We start from the raw sequence: 20,147 nt of genomic DNA, 5'->3' as shown, positions 1-20,147 counted from the left end.
GCACTCATCGGTGTAATTCTAACTGAGGCTAATCCGACCATGTTGCCCCTACGTGTTTTTAGCGATCTCGGCGATCTTTACTGTACTATTTTGTGGGCCTAGCCGTAAGGTATTATCTCCGCGCAAAGTCCGGCGCATAAGATTCATCCACTCTACCCTACCGTGGCTTCCTAGCTAGATGCTTTATTTCCAACTAAATAATACCCCGAAAGCTCTCTCTATTGTCCATTAAGGGGAGCTGAGTGGGACTCGTACCAGATACACGATGCGGTCGTAAAACGGTCGCGTAGCAGACCGATTTTCTGCTCGGGTGTTTGTACGCGAGAGGAATAAATCCAGCAGTACTTCTTAGGTAAATAGGTTGGCTTCTTGCTTATGGTTATGATTATGGTTAAGGTCCGGTTCGAGTTTTGGTTCGAATTCCCAGTCTAAGACAATCTCCATCAATCGTCATCATGGCGTTTAATATGATAGTATTATCAGTGTATTTTGGCGTATAGTTCATCATTAATCTCACTTATTCTCAGACCCATTTTTGAACTCTACGGATCTGGGGGTTACAGGTTCAAGTCCTGTCGGGCGCGCCACTGAATCAATTGTGCGGTGGCATCAGGGTCGCATTCTTGGGCTTCAGCTCATGCGGGCCTCTGAACGGTCGGAACATTCCCTCAGCGCATTCCAGTGGGACGAACTGATTTACAAGGTGACAAAAGAATGAGGTGGTGCTGAACGCGCTAATCCTCACACAACCTAGGGCACGATCAAGGAGCGGATTGGAGCGAAACAGAAATCGGGATGGTGACTTAGCCACCAATTGGGCTTGCGGTCAACTCTCACATACGAGGTGATCTATGACGCTCGGAAACAAGCGCACACTTGCTGCCCGTCTCCTGGCCGGGGCCGGCGGAGTCTCTGGAATACTCGGATTCACGACGTCCCCGACCGCTGATCCAACTGGCCTCGCCCCCTTCCAGTGGTTTGCAAGCGGGACCCTGCTGCTCGTGTTGGCGGTCTACTTGTTGGCAGATGCGGCGGTAGCAGTCCAGAAGTCCACGCAGACCTAAACTAGCGGGAGCCGAATTCCTGATCTAAGAGCTTTATCCATAAATAGAAGGGAAGCCCGGACATTAGCGCCGAGGGATTTTCGAATACGTGTCTTTTTCTCAGTGAATCTGGCCCTCTCAATCAGGGTCCCTCTCTTGAGCTGTGGTCCAAATCAGCAGCTCCCTTTGAGAAGCGGTGACAGGTTGCGTAGGTCGGCTGGGCTTCGTATGATGTGTGCGCTCTGATGGATTCAATCATCCGCATCAAGTCCAAAACGCCGGCTCCCTACCACCTAAGCGCTGTCCATGTCGACACTCACGACACTAAGACCTTCCGTTTTGACCTTCCTCCCAATGCCACGTTGGACATGCTGCCGGGCGATCATCTCTACGTTCATGCCACGATCCATGACAAGCAGCTGAAACGTCCCTACACACCGTCGTCCCTGCCAAACACCGCGGGCTTCTTCGAGCTAACCGTCAAATGTTACGAGACAGGCCTCATCTCGAAATATCTCCACGATCGGCACGTGGGCGACCAAGTCCTAATGAGTGGTCCACACACTGGTGGCCATTGGATTGATGGGATGGCGACAAAGGTGGGATTTGTGGCAGGGGGAACTGGGATCACGCCGATGATTTCGATCATCCGCTGGATCCTCGCGAAACAACTCGACGTGGAGATGTTTCTGATTTTTGCCAATAAAACCGAGGACGACATCATTTTCAGGGACGAATGGGAACGCGCGGTTCGAGAACACCTAAACTTTCGTTGCTATCACGTTCTGGAACAGCCACCTGCGGGATGGTCAGGTGGAACCGGGCGGATCACGGCTGAGATCCTTCGCCGGCGTCTTCCGTCTCCCGCTCCGGAAACTGTCATCTTTCTCTGCGGGCCACCGCCGATGGTTGACGCCTTAGAGACGACACTTCGTGGACTCGGCTATCCGGAACAGGCGATTATCCTTCCTTAACAGAGGTTCTTACGCTTGGTTATGCGTATCCCCATTGAGCATAGGGCCAAGCGTATCTGAGTTCCACAGGGATCATGATTTCACATTGCACACAGCGCAACACGTCGGACGAGTAATACGAACGAGCACCCAGTCGTTCTTGCACCATTCTGCTATTACAATGCGGACATCTCATGCATACACCTCCTTCGGTGAACCTATCGTGCTTTCACGATAACTGAGTCACCGCCGCCATCCGCTGACTCAAAACCTTCTTCGGAACCGCTCCCGCCAGACGATCAACGATTTTCCCGTTCTTAAAAATAATGATCGTCGGGATGGACTGGATTCCGTAGCGCGACGCGATCTCCGGCTGTTCATCCACGTTCACTTTGCCCACCGTCACGCTCTCACCAACTTCATGAGCAAACTCGTCCAGGATGTTGCTCATCACCCGGCATGGGCCACACCATTCAGCCCAGAAATCCACGAGGACTGGTTTGTCATTCTTGAGGACATGGTAATCAAAAGTATCGCTAGTGAGCTGTACGGGATGCTTCATCGTCACGTTCATAGGATCCTCCTTTTCAAACTGCGATCGCGGTCACGAGCCTTCTCGCCCTCAGTCCTAAATTCACTCCCAAGATAGTTCCGATTAGAACAAAGTCAACTCGTTCAGAAAGATCTGTGAATTCACCGCGTTACAACGTTGTGGTGGAACCAAAGATGCGGTGACTTGTTGTGGCAAATGCACCCGGTCTATCGGAGAAACAAGATCCAGAGGTAAAGGCTGCTGAGCACGATGGATCCGAGCATAACGGGAAAACCGAGTTTGAAGAATTGCCAGAAGGAAATGCGGTAACCCGCTCGTCCTGCAAAGTCGGCGATCACGACATTCGCGCTCGCTCCAATGAGTGTCCCGTTGCCGCCGAGACAAGCCCCTAAGGCCAGCGCCCACCAGAGCGGAAGAATGTCCGGTTGATGGACAAGCGCGTTGTAGTTGCTGATGTCGGGATGGAGGGAGCGGGCGAGATCGACAATTAATGGGTTCATGGCCGCAACATAGGGGATGTTATCGACTGCAGCAGACAGGAAGGCGGATCCCCAGAGTACCGTCATCGTCGTGGCAGCAAGACGACCCTGAGTCACACTGACGAGCTGATCGGCCACAAATTTGATGGCGCCGACTTTCACCAGGGCGCCCACTAGGATAAACAACCCGATAAAGAAGAAGATTGTCTTCCATTCCACTTCCGCCAAATAGGCGAGATCTTCTGCTTTGGTACCGTCGCCGCGCGTTCTGCCGATTAACATGAAAGAACTCGCTCCAAGAAGAGCGATTGTCGCGGGCTCGAGATGGACCACTGAGTGGAGACAAAATCCAAGATTCACGACGCCCAACAACCAGAGAGAGCGGCGCAACAGAACGCGATCTCGAACCGCCTCTCTCGGATCCAAGGCAAGAACTGCCTGCTGCAACCCTGGAGCAACCTCCATCGTACGCCCCACGAAGACCCACATCGCCGTCAGGAAAACCGCCATGATCACCACGGCAATAGGGCCGAGCACCAGCAGGAAGTCGACGTAACCAAGCTGGGCCTTGCTCGCGATCATTATATTCGGAGGATCACCAACTAGCGTCGCCGTCCCACCGATGTTCGACGCCAGCGCCTCGCACATAAGAAAGGAAATAGGATTAATCTCAAGCCGTTTGCTGATGGCCAGCGTCACGGGAGCCATGAGTAGGACGGTCGTTACATTATCGAGCATGGCTGAAAGGATCGCAGTCATCACCGTCAGCAGCATCAGTAAACGAAACGGCCTGGCTTGGGCCTTTTGGGCTGCCCAGATTGCCAGTATCTCGAACAACCCGGTCTCCCGCACAATATTGATGATGACCATCATGCCGATCAGCAGAAAGACCACGCTGTAGTCCACTCCAAACTCATGTGAGTAAAAGGCTTCTTCCTGGGTGACCACGCCAAGGCTGATTATGACTGCGGCAGCGAACAGGGCGACGATGGTTTTATGAATGCGCTCGGTGATAATGGTGACGTACACGAGCCCAAAGATTATCAGGGCAATCGAGAGATCAGACATGGCATACTCCAGCAAGCCGATGGTCGGACTGTACGATCAGCCCTATTATCGGGACACTTGTGCCGTAACACAACGATAGTCAGTCAATTTGTCGCCCAGAATACCCACCGTGAAGATCAAGTCTAAGACATTTTCCTCTTCCATAATCGTTCGTCTCTCCGTACCATACAGCTAATTGGGAACGAACCCTATGCTCACGCCCCAACTTTCGCTCGAACAAGTTGACCAGTTGGTTCATGGCAACCACTGGGATCCCCTCTCGATCCTGGGCCCCCATCCTGCTTCTCTATCAGGTTCCACCGGTTTTGCGATCCGCTGTTTTCTTCCCGACGCTCAGGATGTGGAGGTATTGATCGAGGGGCAGAAGCAACCTGCCATCCCGATGAAGCGCATCCACGACGCAGGACTTTTTGAGATCCTCTGTCCAGGCGTCGGTGAAAAACTCTCCTATCGCCTCCGTATTACGGATTACTCTGGACGGGTCAGGGAACAGCATGATCCCTACGCTTTCGCTCCACTGCTGACGGATTTTGAACTTCACTTATTTGCCGAAGGCACTTTTTTCAAGGCCTACAACACAATGGGAGCCCACCTGAGAACCGTGCAGGGGATATCTGGAGTACATTTCGTCGTGTGGGCTCCGAATGCTCGTCGCGTGAGCATCGTCGGTGATTTCAATCAGTGGGACGGTCGACGCCATCCCATGACCAACCGCGGAGCAACCGGTCTGTGGGAGCTGTTTATTCCCGAGCTTCCCGAAAATGCCACATATAAATACGAAATACGTTCGCGCGGTCAGGACGCGCCTCTCTTGAAAGCCGATCCCTATGCCTTCGCAGCTGAACTCCGCCCACGCACCGCCTCCATCGTCCACAATATTTCCCGGTATCAATGGAACGACGGCCCATGGATGGCGGAACGTGCGCAGCGTGATCCCTTAGCCACACCGCTGTCGATCTATGAAGTGCATCTCGGCTCGTGGATGCGAGTCCCGGAGGACCAGAATCGATGGCTGACTTATCGCGAGCTGGCCTCGAAGCTGATCCCCTATGCCAAAGACATGGGCTATACACACCTCGAACTGATGCCTGTCTCCGAGCACCCCTTTGACGGTTCGTGGGGCTATCAATCCACCGGTTACTTCGCTGCCACCAGCCGTTATGGATCACCGGAAGACTTCATGGCGTTTGTCGACGCGGCTCACCAAGCCAATCTCGGTGTGTTGATGGACTGGTCGCCGGCGCATTTCCCCGATGATCCTCACGGACTCAGTCAGTTTGATGGCACACACCTCTACGATCATGCCGATCCTCGACTCGGCTACCACCCGGATTGGCACAGCCGGATTTTCAACTATGACCGCACCGAAGTCCGAAACTTTCTCCTGAACAGCGCCCTGTTCTGGCTGGACACCTATCATATCGACGGTCTCCGAGTAGACGCTGTCGCCTCGATGCTGTACCTCGATTACGGACGGAAAGCGGGTGAATGGATTCCCAATCAGTTCGGCGGTCACGAGAATATCGGAGCCGTGACCTTTCTTAAAGACCTGAACGTTCTCATTCATCGTGAACATCCGGGAGCCATGACGCTGGCAGAAGAGTCAACCGCATGGCCCGGAGTCTCACGCCCCACTTACGTTGGAGGGCTTGGGTTCACGTTTAAATGGAACATGGGCTGGATGCACGACATGTTGAATTACTTCAGCCATGACCCCGTGCACCGGATGTATCACCACAACCACCTGACGTTCGGACTCCTCTACGCGTTTACCGAGAATTTCGTCCTCGTGTTGTCACATGATGAAGTGGTGCATGGGAAACGGGCTCTCCTCGACAAGATGCCGGGTGATCCATGGCAACGCTTCGCCAACCTTCGAGCGCTGTATGGCTATATGCACAGCCATCCGGGAAAGAAGATGCTGTTTATGGGCGGAGAATTTGGTCAGTGGAACGAATGGAATCATGACAAGAGCCTCGAATGGCATCTCTGTCAATTCGAACCGCATGCGGGCCTGCAACGCCTGGTGCGCGATCTCAATTGGCTCCACCAACACGAGCGAGCCCTGCACGAAGTCGATCACGAGTGGAGCGGTTTCCAATGGATCGACTTCAACGACGCCCAACATTCAGTGATCGCCTTCCTTCGTAAAGCGAAGGATCCGACGGATCAGATCGTCTGCCTCTGTAATTTCACGCCCATGCCTCGGTACGAGTATCGCGTGGGTGTCCCTCAGGACGGTTACTATCGCGAATTGATCAATACGGATTCAGCGGTGTACGGGGGCAGCAATATGGGCAATTCCGGCGGTGTGCACTCCATTTCGATCCCCTCTCATGGCCATGCAAACTCGCTCGTGGTCACACTCCCACCATTATCAGTGTTGTTCCTCAAACGGATCTAATCGAGGACGGATTACCAGAACCGGAAGGGACCGCAATCGAGGTGGACGAACTTTGCCCGTGGATAGTATCCGACACCCCCGTACTGCAATCGCAGCGCCGCCTGCCGAATCTGCCGTAAATGGACGCCAGGAATGAAGAGATCGATTGCCTGCCCTTCGACATGAAAGCTTTGGCGAGCCGCACGGCGACTCTTCTTGACCAGCATGGCGTTGTAGGCGGGGGACCGATAGCCAGAAATAACGTGGATTTCGCCGTCGCCACCGAGCGTTTTCTGAACTAAATTCACGTGCTCGATGACTCGCACATCCATCGCTGCGACTTCACCGGTATGATGGCACCGAAGAATGTGGTTGAGCTCGTCGAGCGCTGCAAGATCATAGTTGCCCGCTGAATCGCGGTACTTCACCCGCAACCACTCGTTGGTATGAACATTATAGATGGTTAATGTTCCATCCGGCAGATCCTCGGCACGCACGACCGAAGGCCCGAAGAATCGCCCGCTCAGCATCAGCAGGCCCACCACGGACGTTTTCAGCAGCGTCCGGCGTGTCCACGACCATTGATTTATGTTCTGCACGAAATCGCTCGCGATTGATGCACGGCAGTCTGACTATGGGATAGGAGGGAATTTCTAGCAAACTACGTAGACAGGGTCAACCCTTTTTTCACCGCCCCTTGTCTGCGCGCGATCTATTGACGAGTCTCCTTCAATAATTATCTTCTCAAAAGGAGTGAAGTGGACTTGGAAGAACCCTTCAGAAGTTGCTGAAACCTAAAGTTCGTCTGGCTTTCACATTCCGGTCCGTCTTGATGGTAGGATAAAGATAAAAGGAGAAGATCCAATGACCGCACGACGTGATCGTCACACTCGCTCTCTCAGGCTTGTGTGCCTCAGCCTGCTCGTTTTGCTCCCGACTTGGATACTGACGGGCGTGGCGATGGCTGCTCCAGCAGGGCGCATTCTTATCGCGGGCTACGGTCCTGAACTACCGATCATCCAAGATCTGGCCAAGGCGTATGAGAAGAAATACCCCGGAACCGCGATCGATATTGAATGGGACAAGGCGTTGCACGCAGCAGAGATGGTCAAGCAAGGAGATGCCCAAGTTGCAGTCACCGATCGATCGGTTGCAGGGTTGCGGGCGACTCAGGTCGCATGGGACGGCATCGCGGTCATCGTGAACTTTGCCAATCCAGTCCGGGAGGTTACAACGCCGCAGGTAAGAGCCCTCTTCTCTGGACAGATCTCTCGGTGGTCCGATCTCGACGGGGCCGATCGGAAGGTCGAGATTATTTCTCGTGCCGCGACCGACAATATTACCGCCGGGTTCGAATCGTCACTCAATCTCAAGGGACAACTGCCATCGTCCGGCCAACCGGTACGCTCGGATCAAAAAGTCTTAAGTATGGTCTCCGGGCGAGACAACGCCATTTCCTACATGTCGTTAGCATCAGCACTCAAAGCCCAAGAGGACGGCATTCCGATCCAGATTTTAACCATCGATCAGGTCGAACCAGGCGAGCCCACCGTGAAGGACGGACGATACCACCTGCGCCGGCCAGTGCTCCTCCTAACTGGTACTCAATCTGATCCGCTCACGGAATCCTTTGTCAGCTTTATGCAGTCTCCGGAGGGACAGCGGTTCATCCGCTCGCTCTATGTGCCATTGGACCATCCAGGTCCCGCTGCACCAGCTACAAATGCACGACAGCCAGAATCAGCAGCCTCAACTTTATGATCCATATGATCCATTGTCCCCTTTCTATTCATTTCTCCCTAGACAGGCGGAACCGGGGCAGGTAAGATCAAAACACTACTGCGCGAGTTCCAACTTATGGCTACGATACTCATCATCGACGATGAAGATTCCATTCGCACTCTGCTCAAGGATGTGTTGGAAAAAGCAGGCCATCGGGTCATTCAAGCGGCCGACGGCCGTGCAGGCTTGACAGCTTACCAGAACAACAAAGTCGATCTCGTGCTGATGGATATCCTCATGCCGGATACGGACGGCCTCGAAGCCACCCTCCAGCTAACCCGTGAATACCTCGACGCCAAGATCATTGCCATGACCGGCGCCCAAGGCGATAAAAACTTCCTCGACGTCGCGAAGCTCTTCGGTGCCCGTCGAGTGTTTGAGAAACCCTTCGATCTGGCAAAACTCGTACAAGCCGTGAATGAGGAACTTGCACGCTAGCTTCCTCCTTCTTTCCTATCTAATCCTGTTCCACAGAATAGACCCAGTGTTATTCTCGGCTACTCTGAAATGCGTCGGCCTAGACTATAATTGAGTTAAGAGGAGAGAATGCCAACATTACAATTTTGATTTCGAGGACTATCTGTCCATGATTGAGGAATCCAACCTGGCATCGGCACTAATCATGCGGGCAATGGCGATTATCTGGGCGGTGGGGATTGTATTGATCGGGATACTCCCCTTGAGCAACTTCGTCGGGCATTCGCACTGGGAATACATTACATGGCTTCCCACCCTCAGTGATCTGCGCTCGTGGAAATACATCTTCGACTTGGTTACAAACACGATTTTCTTCATCCCCTATGGTTACTTTGTTGCGCGATCGATCGGGAATACACCCACTCTTGGTATGCGGGTCGCCGTTGGGTCGGCAGCTGTATTGTCAAGCGGCATCGAGTTTTACCAGGTGTATTGCCACAACCGTCATCCCTCGCCGTTGGATATTTTAACTAATACCCTTGGCAGTTTCGTCGGCACAATCCTCGCAACCCTGACGAGTCAAACCCGGCACATCCCACCAGCGGATCGACTTACTCCCACCCCATCGGCTCGTACCCTCGCTCTGTCAAACAACGCTGGACAAATTGTTTATAGGCGTTGCTGGGAGGAGACTTTCGAAAGAGGCTGCGGAGAAATCCGGCCGTGGCTCCACCAGCGGCACCGACCATCGCTCCGCGCCCGGGACTCCCAACCACCGCGCCGCCTACGGCACCGGCAGCGGAACCGACAGCGCTGCCAGCCGTGGTACCACCTGCCATCTGGCCGGCTTTCCCCTGACTAGGCTTTGCTCCCGCGTCCTTCGCCATATCCTTACACTCGTCGATATCTTGTTGCGCTGCGGCCTCTCCCACCTCCTGATAGGGGGCATTCGGGTAGAGAATCGGCTTCGGAGAGCAAGCGGCGATCAACGCGACCACCAGCCAGAGAACGCCCAACCTCTTCATAGGTAGAATCCTTTGTGATGGAAGAACAAACGGGGAATCTTACGGTTGACAACTATCGGCCGCCGGCCAACTCCTTACGGACAAGCCCCCGCATCATGGCAGGATCGTTGTACGCCACTTCACTCAAGGCATCCATGAGATGGAGTCCTTTCGTCGCCACCAACTCCTTGGCCTTCGCATAATGTTTCGTACTGAAGCGCGCGACCGCCGGTTGGCCGTTCACGATTTGGCAGGCCAGCACCTCGCCGTTGGCTTCGAGTGTTCCGCCCTGCTCGACGAGTGTCTTGGCTTCTGAAGTCGTAATGCCGTGTAACTGCGCAAACTCTTCCAGCCCTCCGGTTTCAATGAGTCGACCATCCGGCATAATGCAGAGTCGTTTGAAATGAGGCGACCAGTCCTTGCGAAAGTCGATGTACTTGATATCGCCGCTTTTCGCCACAGCGCGATCCAACGTCCGATAGTCTAGTCCCAGATTCTTCTGTTGCAGTTTCATCTTCAACTCTTCCGGCAAGGTTCGCCGAAAGACCTCCCTCGCAGCTTCGACTAGGGGAAGCGACCGGGCCCGCGCGAGTTGCTCTGCCTCGGCAAACTGCATTAGGTCTAGCATAAAGGTCTGCTTCGGACTTCCTGGGGTCGAATCGATTGAGCAGGCAAACAACCCCCGCGTCAGCAAGCCACCGACCCGGGGATAGATATAAACTCCGCCTGCCGCTAGAAGTGTGGTCATTGTATCCAACGGCACGTCATAACTTTCCGAGAGGATCTTCGAATGCCCGGGCAGATCTTCTTTCTCCGTCATGGCACAGACCGTTACATTGCCCGGCGCATCAAACTCGGAATAGTCTTCAATGATGTTGTAGAGAACAGGAGCTTTCGGCTTCTCGATTTTCTTCTTAATTTTAAACATCAGATACTTCTACTAACCTATTGAATTATTATTACCTACCCACTCATCGGTTGAGATGGTGATAGGCCGGTAATGTCATCAATCTCCGATCCTCCACTGGGCCCCCGATCGTAAAGTGATAAAGCGATTGGAGGCTCAGGTCCTTTACCGCCACAATCTCGTGCACCGGGTCATCGAAGAAACAACCGATTCCGGTCGCCCGCACGCCAGCTGCCTCTGCTTCCAGATACAGCACCTGTCCGAGGAGGCCAGATTCCCAGAACAGACGTGGATACCACCAGGCCCCCTTCTCCCGCAAGCCTCCTTCGAACTCGGCCAACATGCCAAATGAGAACGCACTGTCCCCGGCAATGTCCTGGTGGCAACTGACTTGTCCGGCCAACCGTCTCGCGTCGCCTTCGAGCAGCCAATAGAGCGGCAAATCCTCCGCCGCCCCTGGGGCCTTCGTCCAATGCAATTCCGGATTCATCGATTCCTGAATGAAGGTTAACTTCCTCGAATCGCGGACGAGAAAGTAAAGCCCAGGCGTCAGGCCATCGACCCGATGGACGAACAACAGCAGATGAATCACCGGATCATAAGGCCACACATCCCACGGCATGGAGCGCTCCAACTGCGGACGATCCATTTTCGGCATCACTGAATGCATCATCCGGAGGAACGTGGCAGTAGAGATCGCTGTCTTGCCATCAAAGGACACGGCACTTCGCCGCTGACGAATGATCTGACCGGCATTCAATCCGGTGTCACTCGTCGTTCGCGAAGTGCCAATCGTACCTGTTCGTGAAACGACGACGGAATGCCGCTCTTCCGACCGCTTCCACGTCACATCAGCCGCTTCATCGATGATGTCCCAATGCACTCCATGGTCCTGACTTAATCGGTTCGCTTTCCCATGCCACACTCCTTGAGCGAGGTCTTTTGCCACGACCGGATCGAGAAACATTGGAATTGTAAATTCTTCACCACTGGTCCCTCGTCCTTCGCCTCTTGCAGAATTCAATGGCCATACCACACACAGACAGTCCGGATGTTCCGGCTCCACCTCACGAAAATCGTCGACGCGATGAGTGCCTAACAGCATCGCGACGGTATTTTGTTCCATCCCATCCAACAACACCATCTTCCAGCCGAGTGTTGCGGCTGCGATCCGCGCTGTGCCGATTGCATGGCCGGCATCGTGGTTACAGTAACGAAAGGCCCGTTCCCCATATTTCCAGGCTTCCCGCCAATGAACCGATGTCAGGCCGAAGAGAAATGCAGCCTTGGGAAACTGAGCCAGGAGGCGAGCCACTTGTTCAATGGCAAACTCTGCGCGTAGCTCCAACCCATGCTCCTTCGGCGCGTAGTGGTAGAGGCCGGATTTCAGATCAAGCCCGTCAATCTGTGGCAAGAGCACATAGCCCTCTGTCGGATGGAGATTCCCAGAGGAGGGGTTACTCCGCAGCGCCCATTCTGACTCCCCTGCTCGCTTCCAGGCAGACAGCGCAAGTGCAAACTCGAAGAACCGAGAAATGGTCCGCAGGGTCACAGGCTGAGCCGGGACCGCTCCCTGCTGATAGATCGCGTCATAAGATGGTGAGACCGGTTCTTCGCCTGGCTTGAGCAATGGAAGTTGAATCAGCTCCGCTCCCTCATAGCGCCGAAAGGGATCAGGTTGATTCGCCCAATCAAGGTACCCGAGCGAGCGAGCATATCGATTGAAATGATGCTTGGTCTGGATGTGATACTTGATGACCTGATCGACCGAATCGGTCTTAAGAGATTCCATATACGAAGTTTGCTGGAGATGTTCCTGACTCATCACGATGCCGAGTCACAGTCTAACGAGGGATGGGAAGGAAAGTAAACGTGACCGAGAGTTATGGGGGACGCAGATTCCACGTCCCCTCATTGACCTCCATTTCCCTTCCCGAGTATCCTGCCACCGCACTGCGGTCCATGCCGACAACAAATAAGGTTAAGCTAAGGAGTTTCCATGAGACAGATTCAGAAGGGAATCCTCGCTCCAGTCCCACCACTCGCCCGCTATTTGTTGTTCACCAGCACCCCGGGTACGAACCCCGCCGGTGCCTTGCGCAATCTGAATAAACTGGTCGACGGCGATAAGACGGTCGTAGGGCTGGGCCAATCATTGGTGCGAGCCCTCGGTCGTGACGTTCCAGGGCTCGACGTGTTCCCAAGCTACGCCACTGCTGGCATCGACGTGCCTTCGACGCCCGCCGAGTTATGGTGCTGGCTGCGGGGAAACGATCGTGGCGAACTCGTCCATCGCGCACGTGCCGTCGTTCAGAGTGTAGGTTCCAGCTTTCAGTTGGAACAAACAATCGACGGCTTCCGCTACAAGTCGGGTTTCGACCTATCCGGTTATGAAGACGGAACTGAGAATCCGAAAGGCGCAGCCGCGATCAAAGCCGCCGTCGTCACCGGACAAGGCACAAGCCTTGATGGGGGAAGTTTCGTTGCGGTTCAGCAATGGGTCCATGACCTAGATATATTCGACGCGATGACGCCGAAGAAACAGGATTTTACAATCGGCCGCCGGAAACGCGACAACAAGGAGCTCGGTCATGCGCCTCCTTCCGCCCATGTCAAACGCACCGCGCAGGAAAGTTTTGACCCAGCCGCCTTCATTGTGAGACGCTCGATGCCGTGGGCCGACATGTCCCGAGCCGGCTTAGTGTTTGTGGCATTCGGGAAGTCCTTTGATGCATTCGACGTGCTGCTGCGCAGGATGGTCGGCGTCGAGGACGGCATCGTGGATGCGTTGTTCACGTTCACACGTCCTATTTCGGGTAGCTATTTCTGGTGTCCACCGATCAAAAAAGGCCACCTTGACCTGCGCGCCATCGGTCTTTAATGCGCTTTGATCCTGCCCTAGCCGCTCAGGCGGCGTTTCGAGAAGCAGCAGCTGAACTCGGTTCCGACTGGGATATGGCCGTCGAACTGGAAGAGACGTTTTCATCCAACGCCGGATCGACAGCGCGAGAGGCCTATGAGACATTGCTTGCTCTTGCTCAGCGGTACCCCCAGGCCCATTCCTTTCACGCGTTCTGTATCTACATCACTTGGCAACAGGTGACCGAAGAAACGATCGCGCGTCACTTTCACACCGGTGTGAGACTCTGTGAAGCATACTTTGCATCTCCTGGTATAAAAGAACTGCGTGATGTTGAACAGATTACCGAGTTGCACGAATCGTTCAGGGCGGGGCTGGGCCTGGAAGAAGACGACGACATTCAAGTTGAATTCCGTCGAGATACTCCAAAGGGAGGAGACTAAAGTTTAGAAGCGCTGGGTGCTGAGCTCTGAACCTGGCAATTGCAAAAGCTGATCGCTGACGGCTGACAGCGTATGGCTGATGAGGACAAACATCGCGCCCGTATCTTTCTCCATCGCGGCCAACTCGCGCAGGCCAGGGCTGCCTTTGAACAGGCCGTTGCGGATGATCGCCTGACCAACGACAACGCCGCGTTGTCCGATTCTCTCGGGAATCTGGGAAACGTCTGCGCGCTGTCGGGCGACCTGGCGCAAGCCGAATCCTGCTACCGGGAAGTGCTGAAAATTCAGCGCACGGAACGCAACCAACAGGCGATTGCCCATACGCTGGTAAATCTGGGCAACCTGCACTTCGGAACCGACACACCGGAGAAAGCACGACCCTATTATCTGGAAGCACTCGATCTCTTGAAACCGCTGAACGATCACCGGGCGCTCGGCATTCTCTCTCACAATCTTGGGATGGAAGAAGCGCGTCAATCACACTGGGATCAGGCGGTCGTCCATTTCACGGACGCGCTCGAATCACACCGTCTGGTGGGCAACGAAGAAGGCTTGGCCCTCACCTACAGTCAGCTTGGCAAGACGTTTCTGGACGCAGGTTTCTTGCGCAAGGCGGAGAAATGTTTCAACAACGCCTCCGAGCACTTTATTAAACTGGGGAATCCCTCAGGAGAAGCCGCTGTGCTTCGACTTCTCGCCGATGTGTATAGCCGTATAAAGGACTCAGTCTCAGCCATTCGCTGCCTTGAACGAGTCGTGTCATTGGATACTCATTACCGTCTGGCAGAGTTAGCTCAGGATCAAGACCGACTGCATGAGATTCGCCAATCAACGGCCCGCCTCTAGTTATTCCTTTTGAGCGTTTCTCCGATCACTGGACAGAATTTCACTTCATTCTGGACAGATAACATGTCTCTGGTACCTTGGGAACGTCACGCCTGCTGATTTGTTTCGTAAGAACTGGTCAACAGGGTTCCGACTCGAATCTCTCAGGCAGGTTGAGACGTTGTTTGTTCATCTTTGTGTGATGGGACTCATGGCTGTACTCGCCACGTCAGTTCATGCCGCCGACCCGGTTCCTGAGATCACCATAGGCACGCAAGAGGTCGGTCTCTCGGCCGGCTATCTTCTTCCCGAGCGATTGACCAAACATCACGTGACAAAGCAGCAAGGTCCCGCTTTCATGCCTTCCTGGATGATCACGCTGACCGATCCCATCGGTGACAGTTGGTATCGCGGTCAAGTCTCGATCGGCGCCGAGGTGGTGTATATCCAATTTCAGGAGCCGGTTCTCACGCACGGTGTCGGATTTAATCCGAAGATCAAGTACACGTTCGTAGCAGATAACCGAATCCGCCCCTATGTCGAATTTGCGGGAGGCCCCTTCTGGACTGATCTCGGCAACAAGATCCCTGAAGAATCCTCTGAACTAAACTTTATCTTAACCGCTGGCGTTGGAATTTCGTTTTTCGTTACGTCACAGGCCTCGATCAACGTCGGCTATCGCTTTCAACACTTCTCCAATGCCGGTACGAGTTACCCAAACTATGGAATCAACTCCAGCCTTCCATTTGGCGGATTTTCCTACTTTTTCTAGGTGAGGCATAGCGTGACCACTCGACACTCACAATTTTTGAGACAGAGCGTTGCTGGCCTCATCATTGTGTTGGCAAGCGGTTGCTCCCATTGGATTGAACTGTCCGACCAGGCAACTCCGTTGTCTCCGTCACAGACCACAATCTCCAGTAATCTACGCGTGCCTCTGCTCCTTGAGACAATCCATATCACACAAAACGGCGCACCCGTGGCCATTCCGCCAGCTCTTGAACGACAGGTGCTCGGTGCCCTCGAATCCACACGCCTCTTTTCGCAGTATTTTCAGTCGGGCTACGAGCAACCAGCATCCCACGAGCCCCGTGTGACGGTTCGACTGACTATGAACACTCACATCGACCCTCATCCCGGCGAGACAGCGTGGAGTGGGTTTGTCATTGGCGCATCGATGTTTCTCCTGTCACCCGTGATTTGGTTCGACTATGACTACGGCACAGAGATGGTTCTCGAAGCGGAGCGATGGGACGGCCAGACCAAGCAATACACCGCTTCCTCCTCCGGCAGTGCGCACTACTACCTTTTCGGTGCGAGCCCGCACGTCATCGAGGAATTGAAAGGGCAGGTGACGGATACCTGCCTTACTTCATTGTTGGATCAACTCGTTCGCGACGCTCCTCTGTATCTTGCTGATAGTTCGCCGCCATCAGAAACCACCATCCACACAGTCTCTGTGGGGGCTCGACGCTCAGGCACAGATGTACATCCCGTATCGACAAGTCCGCCTGCCTCCTCACAATAACCCTTCTCTTTTTGTCGAACAATCAAGACCCTCCGGTTGGAGTTCGAGCCGCCCAGGGCTGGCTCTCCAATTCTCTCCGATGCTATCATGCCATCATTATTCCTCCGAGCGTCACGATGGACCTGGACGCATTCCGACAGATGGTGGCCAAAAATCCGACGGGGTTTCTGGGCCGCTATGGATTGGGTAATAAGATTCTACAAGAGGGCGGAGACATCCGTGAAGCGGCGGAACATCTTCGGGTAGCCGTACAGCTCGATCCCACCCACGTCGCCTCTCATCTGGCCTTAGGCCGAGCGCTCATCGGACTTGGGCAACAAGGCGAGGCAAAACCAATCTTAAAAGCCGGGATCGATGCCGCGCTTTCCGGCCGATCTAATGGGGGCGTCGACCTGGTGCCGGAGATGCAGGCATTGCTCCGGACTTTGGGATAATCAACGCGCTGGCGGCGACGATGAAGCAGGGAGTAGGCCATGACTCTTGATGATGCAAAACAGCGGATCGAGTCAGCGAAGACACAATTCGGCTTACATGCTGGACCAGCGATCGACCTCGTCATGAACGAGGTCCGTTCCGATATGGGCGCGAAAGTCTTCAACCAACTCGTTGAAGAGTTCGATCTCGAACTGGAATACAACATCGCTCCATTAGAATCGGACCACTCCAGCAGCTGATCCACGAAAGCTCCAACTGTGCCGACTATTTGGTGTGCCATCTCAGGACATGGCTATGGCCACGCAGCTCAAGTTGTCCCCGTTCTGAATACTCTGCACTCGCTCGTCCCAGACTTACGCACCATCCTCCGGACCACCGTACCAACAAGCTTCTTTCAGGATCGTTTGCTCGGACAATGGGAATGTCAGGATATCCAGCAGGACGTAGGTTGCATTCAAGACGGACCGTTAACCGTCGAGGTACCGGCGACGTGGACGGCTCATCGGCGATTTCATGAGTCATGGGACAAACGTCTCGCAGCCGAAGTGGCTGCCATGCAACAGGGACGGCCAGCTCTCATTTTGTCCGATACTTCCTATTTGGCATTAGCGGCTGGCTCGAGAGCGGGGCTGCCCACGGTCGCGATGGCGAGTTTCACCTGGGACGAGATTCTCGATTTTTATCGGACTCCGATGGACTTGTTCCAACAGGAGTTGATTGCCGACATTCGGCAGGCCTACGCGAAAGCTGATCTCGCGGTGCGGATCGCCCCTGGCTTGACGATGTCCGCTTTTCGCCAGATCCGCGATATTGGCCCGATTGCCTCTCCCGTTCCATCACAACGCGAGACAGTACGGACTCTGCTTCGGCTTGCGCCTCAGGAACGGCTCGTCCTCGTGGGTTTTGGTGGGATCCCCCTTCGCAGCCTGCCTTGGGATCAGATGAATGCGATGTCGAGCTTCCGATTCATCGTCGTTGGTCCTGTCGAATCACGCTATTCTCGCATAGTCTCCCTTCAGAATTTACCGTTCCGGTTCGGTACCGTGCTCGTCTCGGTCGATCTGGTCATGACCAAACCCGGGTACGGGACCGTTATTGAATGTGTCACGAGTCGGGTTCCACTCGTCTACATACGACGATACAACTTTGCAGACGAACCACCGCTCGTCGATTATATCGCCCGGTTCGGTCGAGGCGTCGAACTCGCAGTAGACGACTTTTATAGCGGCGCCTGGCAGCGATCTCTCGAACAGGCCCTCGTACTTCCCCTTCCAGCCGAACCTGCACCGACCCCCACAGGAGCCGACGAGGCCGCCCGCTTGCTCACCCGCTTACTTGCGTGATCACAGATTGGAAAAACATTTGGAGGGTCGCTCGCGATAGATCATCGTAATCTGCTGTTTTATCGACTGAATTACCGATCGACTTTCATGCATCTCTTTGGCGGTTGAGAACGTAGATGATATAGTTGTGGCGTGCCAGAAGAGGCGTGTTGTCTGCCAATCAACAGATTCGCTCTATGAGCAGTCCTCCTCGTCACGCTACATTCACGATCGATCCGGCATTGCTTGCTCGCGTTGTCAAGGGCGATCAACAGGCTTTTAGTCAGCTCTACGATCATTCTAATACGCTGCTTTATACCCTGGCCTTGCGCATCCTGGGTAATCGCGAGGAGGCGGCAGAACTGCTGCAAGACGTCTATTTGGAAGTCTGGAGAAAAGTTGCTCGATACGATGTAGGTCGAGGCACGCCGGTCGCATGGCTGGTTACGTTGACGCGAAGCCGCGCCCTCGATCGATTACGAGATCGAACCGGCCGCGGGCCACAGTACAAAGACTCACTCGACGGAGATGCAGCTGCGCGAATGCCGGACCTCGGCCCCAGCCCGTTCGAAACGCAGGCGGACCAGGAACTCCGTGTCCTCGTGGGCCAGGCCATCAGTGCCCTTCCAGCCGCGCAACAGCAGGCCATTGAATTGGCCTATTATGAGGGCCTCTCCCACATGGAGATCGCCACGAAACTCAATCAGCCTCTCGGCACGGTCAAGACGCGCATCAAGCTCGGGATGGCCAAGCTCCGAGACACGCTTCGCACGTATTGGGAACAAGGTGACGTGACATGACACATGAAGAACTTGAAGAGGCAGTCCCCCTCTACGCCGCCGGCGCGCTGGAGCGAACGGAGCGACAAGCCTTCGAAGCTCATCTGCTTTCAGGATGCGCCGCCTGTCACGCGGCCCTCAAGGAGTATCAGTCCGTTGCCGCGTTACTGCCGTTCGGATTGAGCCCCGTGCAGCCGCCACGATCTCTCAAGGCAAAAACCATGGCCTCGAGAAATCTCCTTCCCGTAGCCCCGGAGTCGAGCGCGAAAGAACCACCACGCCCAAGCCTCGAACCGGGGGAATGGATGAACCATCTGTTTCCACCCATCGCTCCGGCTCGTTCGGGATCGCTTCCATGGGTGATCGGGTTTGCCAGCTTGCTGGTTCTAGGTGGCGCTGGATATCTAGGCTGGAACTATGTGACCCAACTCAGCTCGGACTCGATCAAGCTGGAACAGTTCTCGGCTCGGCTTCAAGAACAGTCTGTGAAACTGGCATCCGTTCAACGAGAGCTGGCAGAACGAGAGCGCACATTATTTGAACTTCGCGAGGATATGCACAAACGAACCCTTGATTTCGCCGAGCTAAAAGACCAGATCATTCAACGTGAAGCCGAACTGGACGATCTCCATAACCAACTGGCGGCCACTTCAAAACGAGGACGAACGATCCAGGATGAACTGGCTGTATTGCTGCGCGTGCCGGATATCCAAGCCGTGTCGCTCGCCGGGGGAGACATGGCCAAAGGAGCCGGCGGAGTTCTTCTGTTCGACTCCCGCACACAAAAACTCTGGCTTTATGCAGTGAATCTCCCCGAATGTCCGACCGGTACGACCTATCAACTTTGGGCCATTGGAGATAAGCCTACGAGCGTCGGTACGTTTCACATGGATAGTGGCGAGACAGCCCACATGTTGGTCAAACGCCTACCTGATTTTTCGAAAGCCAAACAATTCGCCATCAGCCTGGAACCAGCCGGCGGTCGCCCTCAGCCAACCGGCACGGTCTATCTCAAAGGATCTCTTTAGCCCGCATCATTTATCGGGGCCAGTTCGTATTCGGCACTTGACCTGCTCAACCAGCCCCGCTACAACCGCCCAGGGCTTGCCTCATTGCTCTGTTTGTTCGTAGGGAACTCCCACGACGCTCATGCTTCTCCATCTGCTCAGGTTTGTCACGTTCGCCATTCTCTCGTTCGCGACCGCTACGCCTGACGCTTGGGCTTTGGAGAAATATGGGCGGCCTCTGCCGGAGATGGGAAAAGAACAGGCTGAAGGGCCTCCGAATGGGAGAGAAGAAGAGGAAACCTTTCTTGGGGGATATCTCCTCACCGCCCCCTTTGTGTCAAACCCTTCCTTCACCGCGC

General features: G+C 54.5%; 22 protein-coding genes. 16 read left to right on the top strand and 6 right to left on the bottom strand.

From position 1 onward, the window contains the following. Positions 1–851 precede the first annotated feature (851 nt). Together VEI50_13275 and VEI50_13270 are read left to right on the top strand one after the other, a co-directional pair. Positions 852–1,064, top strand: coding sequence for a hypothetical protein (locus tag VEI50_13275; protein ID HXX76095.1), 213 nt, complete (start codon positions 852–854; stop codon positions 1,062–1,064). A 224-nt stretch (positions 1,065–1,288) separates the two neighbouring features. Then, positions 1,289–2,017 carry an NADH-cytochrome b5 reductase gene (locus VEI50_13270; GenBank protein HXX76094.1) on the top strand — a complete coding sequence of 243 codons (729 nt, stop codon included), beginning with the start codon at positions 1,289–1,291 and terminating at the stop codon, positions 2,015–2,017. A gap of 208 nt (positions 2,018–2,225) precedes the next feature. On the opposite strand, the gene trxA is transcribed toward VEI50_13270, so the two are convergent. Both trxA and VEI50_13260 read right to left on the bottom strand, forming a co-directional pair. Further along, on the bottom strand, positions 2,226–2,570 hold the full coding sequence (gene trxA / locus VEI50_13265) for a thioredoxin (GenBank protein HXX76093.1): 345 nt from the start codon (positions 2,568–2,570) through the stop codon (positions 2,226–2,228). Positions 2,571–2,755: 185 nt separating this feature from the next. Further along, complete coding sequence (locus tag VEI50_13260) at positions 2,756–4,096, bottom strand: ArsB/NhaD family transporter (GenBank protein HXX76092.1); 1,341 nt, start codon at positions 4,094–4,096, stop codon at positions 2,756–2,758. 190 nt (positions 4,097–4,286) lie between these two features. Here VEI50_13260 and glgB point away from each other — a divergent pair, with 190 nt between their 5' ends. Further along, complete coding sequence (gene glgB, locus VEI50_13255) at positions 4,287–6,500, top strand: 1,4-alpha-glucan branching protein GlgB (protein HXX76091.1); 2,214 nt, start codon at positions 4,287–4,289, stop codon at positions 6,498–6,500. A gap of 11 nt (positions 6,501–6,511) precedes the next feature. Here the strand turns inward: glgB and VEI50_13250 are convergent, their stop codons facing one another. Then, positions 6,512–7,078 (bottom strand): DUF882 domain-containing protein, encoded by a 567-nt coding sequence (locus tag VEI50_13250; GenBank protein HXX76090.1) that lies wholly within the window; start codon positions 7,076–7,078, stop codon positions 6,512–6,514. Between the two features lie 265 nt (positions 7,079–7,343). Here VEI50_13250 and VEI50_13245 point away from each other — a divergent pair, with 265 nt between their 5' ends. Both VEI50_13245 and VEI50_13240 read left to right on the top strand, forming a co-directional pair. Then, positions 7,344–8,240 (top strand): substrate-binding domain-containing protein, encoded by an 897-nt coding sequence (locus tag VEI50_13245; GenBank protein ID HXX76089.1) that lies wholly within the window; start codon positions 7,344–7,346, stop codon positions 8,238–8,240. Between the two features lie 96 nt (positions 8,241–8,336). Then, positions 8,337–8,699 (top strand): response regulator, encoded by a 363-nt coding sequence (locus VEI50_13240; GenBank protein HXX76088.1) that lies wholly within the window; start codon positions 8,337–8,339, stop codon positions 8,697–8,699. A 590-nt stretch (positions 8,700–9,289) separates the two neighbouring features. On the opposite strand, the gene VEI50_13235 is transcribed toward VEI50_13240, so the two are convergent. From VEI50_13235 to VEI50_13225, 3 genes are read right to left on the bottom strand one after another with little or no spacing between them, the layout of a single operon-like run. Continuing rightward, a complete protein-coding gene (locus VEI50_13235; protein ID HXX76087.1) occupies positions 9,290–9,703 on the bottom strand; it encodes a glycine zipper family protein in 414 nt (137 codons plus the stop codon). A 52-nt stretch (positions 9,704–9,755) separates the two neighbouring features. Beyond that, complete coding sequence (locus VEI50_13230) at positions 9,756–10,610, bottom strand: hypothetical protein (protein HXX76086.1); 855 nt, start codon at positions 10,608–10,610, stop codon at positions 9,756–9,758. A 43-nt stretch (positions 10,611–10,653) separates the two neighbouring features. Continuing rightward, the gene (locus VEI50_13225; protein HXX76085.1) at positions 10,654–12,381 is read right to left on the bottom strand and encodes a SagB/ThcOx family dehydrogenase; all 1,728 of its coding nucleotides are present in this window, start codon (positions 12,379–12,381) and stop codon (positions 10,654–10,656) included. A 207-nt stretch (positions 12,382–12,588) separates the two neighbouring features. On the opposite strand from VEI50_13225, the gene VEI50_13220 reads away from it, so the two are divergent. The 11 genes from VEI50_13220 to VEI50_13170 form a co-directional block, all read left to right on the top strand. Beyond that, the gene (locus VEI50_13220; GenBank protein HXX76084.1) at positions 12,589–13,470 is read left to right on the top strand and encodes a Dyp-type peroxidase; all 882 of its coding nucleotides are present in this window, start codon (positions 12,589–12,591) and stop codon (positions 13,468–13,470) included. Then, on the top strand, positions 13,470–13,892 hold the full coding sequence (locus VEI50_13215; protein HXX76083.1) for a hypothetical protein: 423 nt from the start codon (positions 13,470–13,472) through the stop codon (positions 13,890–13,892). The genes VEI50_13220 and VEI50_13215 overlap by 1 nt, the downstream gene beginning before the upstream one ends. A gap of 72 nt (positions 13,893–13,964) precedes the next feature. Next, on the top strand, positions 13,965–14,738 hold the full coding sequence (locus VEI50_13210; protein HXX76082.1) for a tetratricopeptide repeat protein: 774 nt from the start codon (positions 13,965–13,967) through the stop codon (positions 14,736–14,738). A 190-nt stretch (positions 14,739–14,928) separates the two neighbouring features. Next, the gene (locus VEI50_13205; protein ID HXX76081.1) at positions 14,929–15,489 is read left to right on the top strand and encodes an acyloxyacyl hydrolase; all 561 of its coding nucleotides are present in this window, start codon (positions 14,929–14,931) and stop codon (positions 15,487–15,489) included. A gap of 12 nt (positions 15,490–15,501) precedes the next feature. Then, a complete protein-coding gene (locus VEI50_13200) occupies positions 15,502–16,245 on the top strand; it encodes a hypothetical protein (protein HXX76080.1) in 744 nt (247 codons plus the stop codon). 116 nt (positions 16,246–16,361) lie between these two features. Continuing rightward, entirely contained in the window at positions 16,362–16,679 is a 318-nt protein-coding gene (locus tag VEI50_13195) for a tetratricopeptide repeat protein (protein ID HXX76079.1), read from the top strand. 39 nt (positions 16,680–16,718) lie between these two features. Then, on the top strand, positions 16,719–16,919 hold the full coding sequence (locus VEI50_13190; protein HXX76078.1) for a hypothetical protein: 201 nt from the start codon (positions 16,719–16,721) through the stop codon (positions 16,917–16,919). Between the two features lie 18 nt (positions 16,920–16,937). Continuing rightward, positions 16,938–18,023: a hypothetical protein gene (locus tag VEI50_13185; GenBank protein ID HXX76077.1), complete on the top strand. Its 1,086-nt coding sequence runs from the start codon at positions 16,938–16,940 to the stop codon at positions 18,021–18,023. Positions 18,024–18,199: 176 nt separating this feature from the next. Next, a complete protein-coding gene (locus VEI50_13180; protein HXX76076.1) occupies positions 18,200–18,802 on the top strand; it encodes a sigma-70 family RNA polymerase sigma factor in 603 nt (200 codons plus the stop codon). Continuing rightward, positions 18,799–19,809: an anti-sigma factor gene (locus VEI50_13175; GenBank protein ID HXX76075.1), complete on the top strand. Its 1,011-nt coding sequence runs from the start codon at positions 18,799–18,801 to the stop codon at positions 19,807–19,809. Before VEI50_13180 ends, VEI50_13175 begins: the two co-directional genes overlap by 4 nt. Before the next feature lie 121 nt (positions 19,810–19,930). Beyond that, on the top strand, positions 19,931–20,147 hold a 217-nt coding region (locus VEI50_13170), incomplete at its 3' end, for a hypothetical protein (protein ID HXX76074.1).

Source organism: Nitrospiraceae bacterium (assembly GCA_035623075.1).
Lineage (GTDB): Bacteria > Nitrospirota > Nitrospiria > Nitrospirales > Nitrospiraceae > DASPUC01.
The sequence above is the reverse complement of the archived record's forward strand: the minus strand, read 5'-3'. Positions and strand labels throughout refer to the sequence as shown.

Bases quoted from the DNA above. Each gene is read 5' to 3' on its own strand.
- VEI50_13275 (HXX76095.1), top strand. From the start codon at position 852: ATGACGCTCGGAAACAAGCGCACACTTGCTGCCCGTCTCCTGGCCGGG.
- VEI50_13270 (HXX76094.1), top strand. From the start codon at position 1,289: ATGGATTCAATCATCCGCATCAAGTCCAAAACGCCGGCTCCCTACCAC.
- trxA (HXX76093.1), bottom strand. From the start codon at position 2,570: ATGAACGTGACGATGAAGCATCCCGTACAGCTCACTAGCGATACTTTT.
- VEI50_13260 (HXX76092.1), bottom strand. From the start codon at position 4,096: ATGTCTGATCTCTCGATTGCCCTGATAATCTTTGGGCTCGTGTACGTC.
- glgB (HXX76091.1), top strand. From the start codon at position 4,287: ATGCTCACGCCCCAACTTTCGCTCGAACAAGTTGACCAGTTGGTTCAT.
- VEI50_13245 (HXX76089.1), top strand. From the start codon at position 7,344: ATGACCGCACGACGTGATCGTCACACTCGCTCTCTCAGGCTTGTGTGC.
- VEI50_13240 (HXX76088.1), top strand. From the start codon at position 8,337: ATGGCTACGATACTCATCATCGACGATGAAGATTCCATTCGCACTCTG.
- VEI50_13235 (HXX76087.1), bottom strand. From the start codon at position 9,703: ATGAAGAGGTTGGGCGTTCTCTGGCTGGTGGTCGCGTTGATCGCCGCT.
- VEI50_13230 (HXX76086.1), bottom strand. From the start codon at position 10,610: ATGTTTAAAATTAAGAAGAAAATCGAGAAGCCGAAAGCTCCTGTTCTC.
- VEI50_13225 (HXX76085.1), bottom strand. From the start codon at position 12,381: ATGGAATCTCTTAAGACCGATTCGGTCGATCAGGTCATCAAGTATCAC.
- VEI50_13220 (HXX76084.1), top strand. From the start codon at position 12,589: ATGAGACAGATTCAGAAGGGAATCCTCGCTCCAGTCCCACCACTCGCC.
- VEI50_13215 (HXX76083.1), top strand. From the start codon at position 13,470: ATGCGCTTTGATCCTGCCCTAGCCGCTCAGGCGGCGTTTCGAGAAGCA.
- VEI50_13210 (HXX76082.1), top strand. From the start codon at position 13,965: ATGGCTGATGAGGACAAACATCGCGCCCGTATCTTTCTCCATCGCGGC.
- VEI50_13205 (HXX76081.1), top strand. From the start codon at position 14,929: ATGGCTGTACTCGCCACGTCAGTTCATGCCGCCGACCCGGTTCCTGAG.
- VEI50_13195 (HXX76079.1), top strand. From the start codon at position 16,362: ATGGACCTGGACGCATTCCGACAGATGGTGGCCAAAAATCCGACGGGG.
- VEI50_13190 (HXX76078.1), top strand. From the start codon at position 16,719: ATGACTCTTGATGATGCAAAACAGCGGATCGAGTCAGCGAAGACACAA.
- VEI50_13180 (HXX76076.1), top strand. From the start codon at position 18,200: ATGAGCAGTCCTCCTCGTCACGCTACATTCACGATCGATCCGGCATTG.
- VEI50_13175 (HXX76075.1), top strand. From the start codon at position 18,799: ATGACACATGAAGAACTTGAAGAGGCAGTCCCCCTCTACGCCGCCGGC.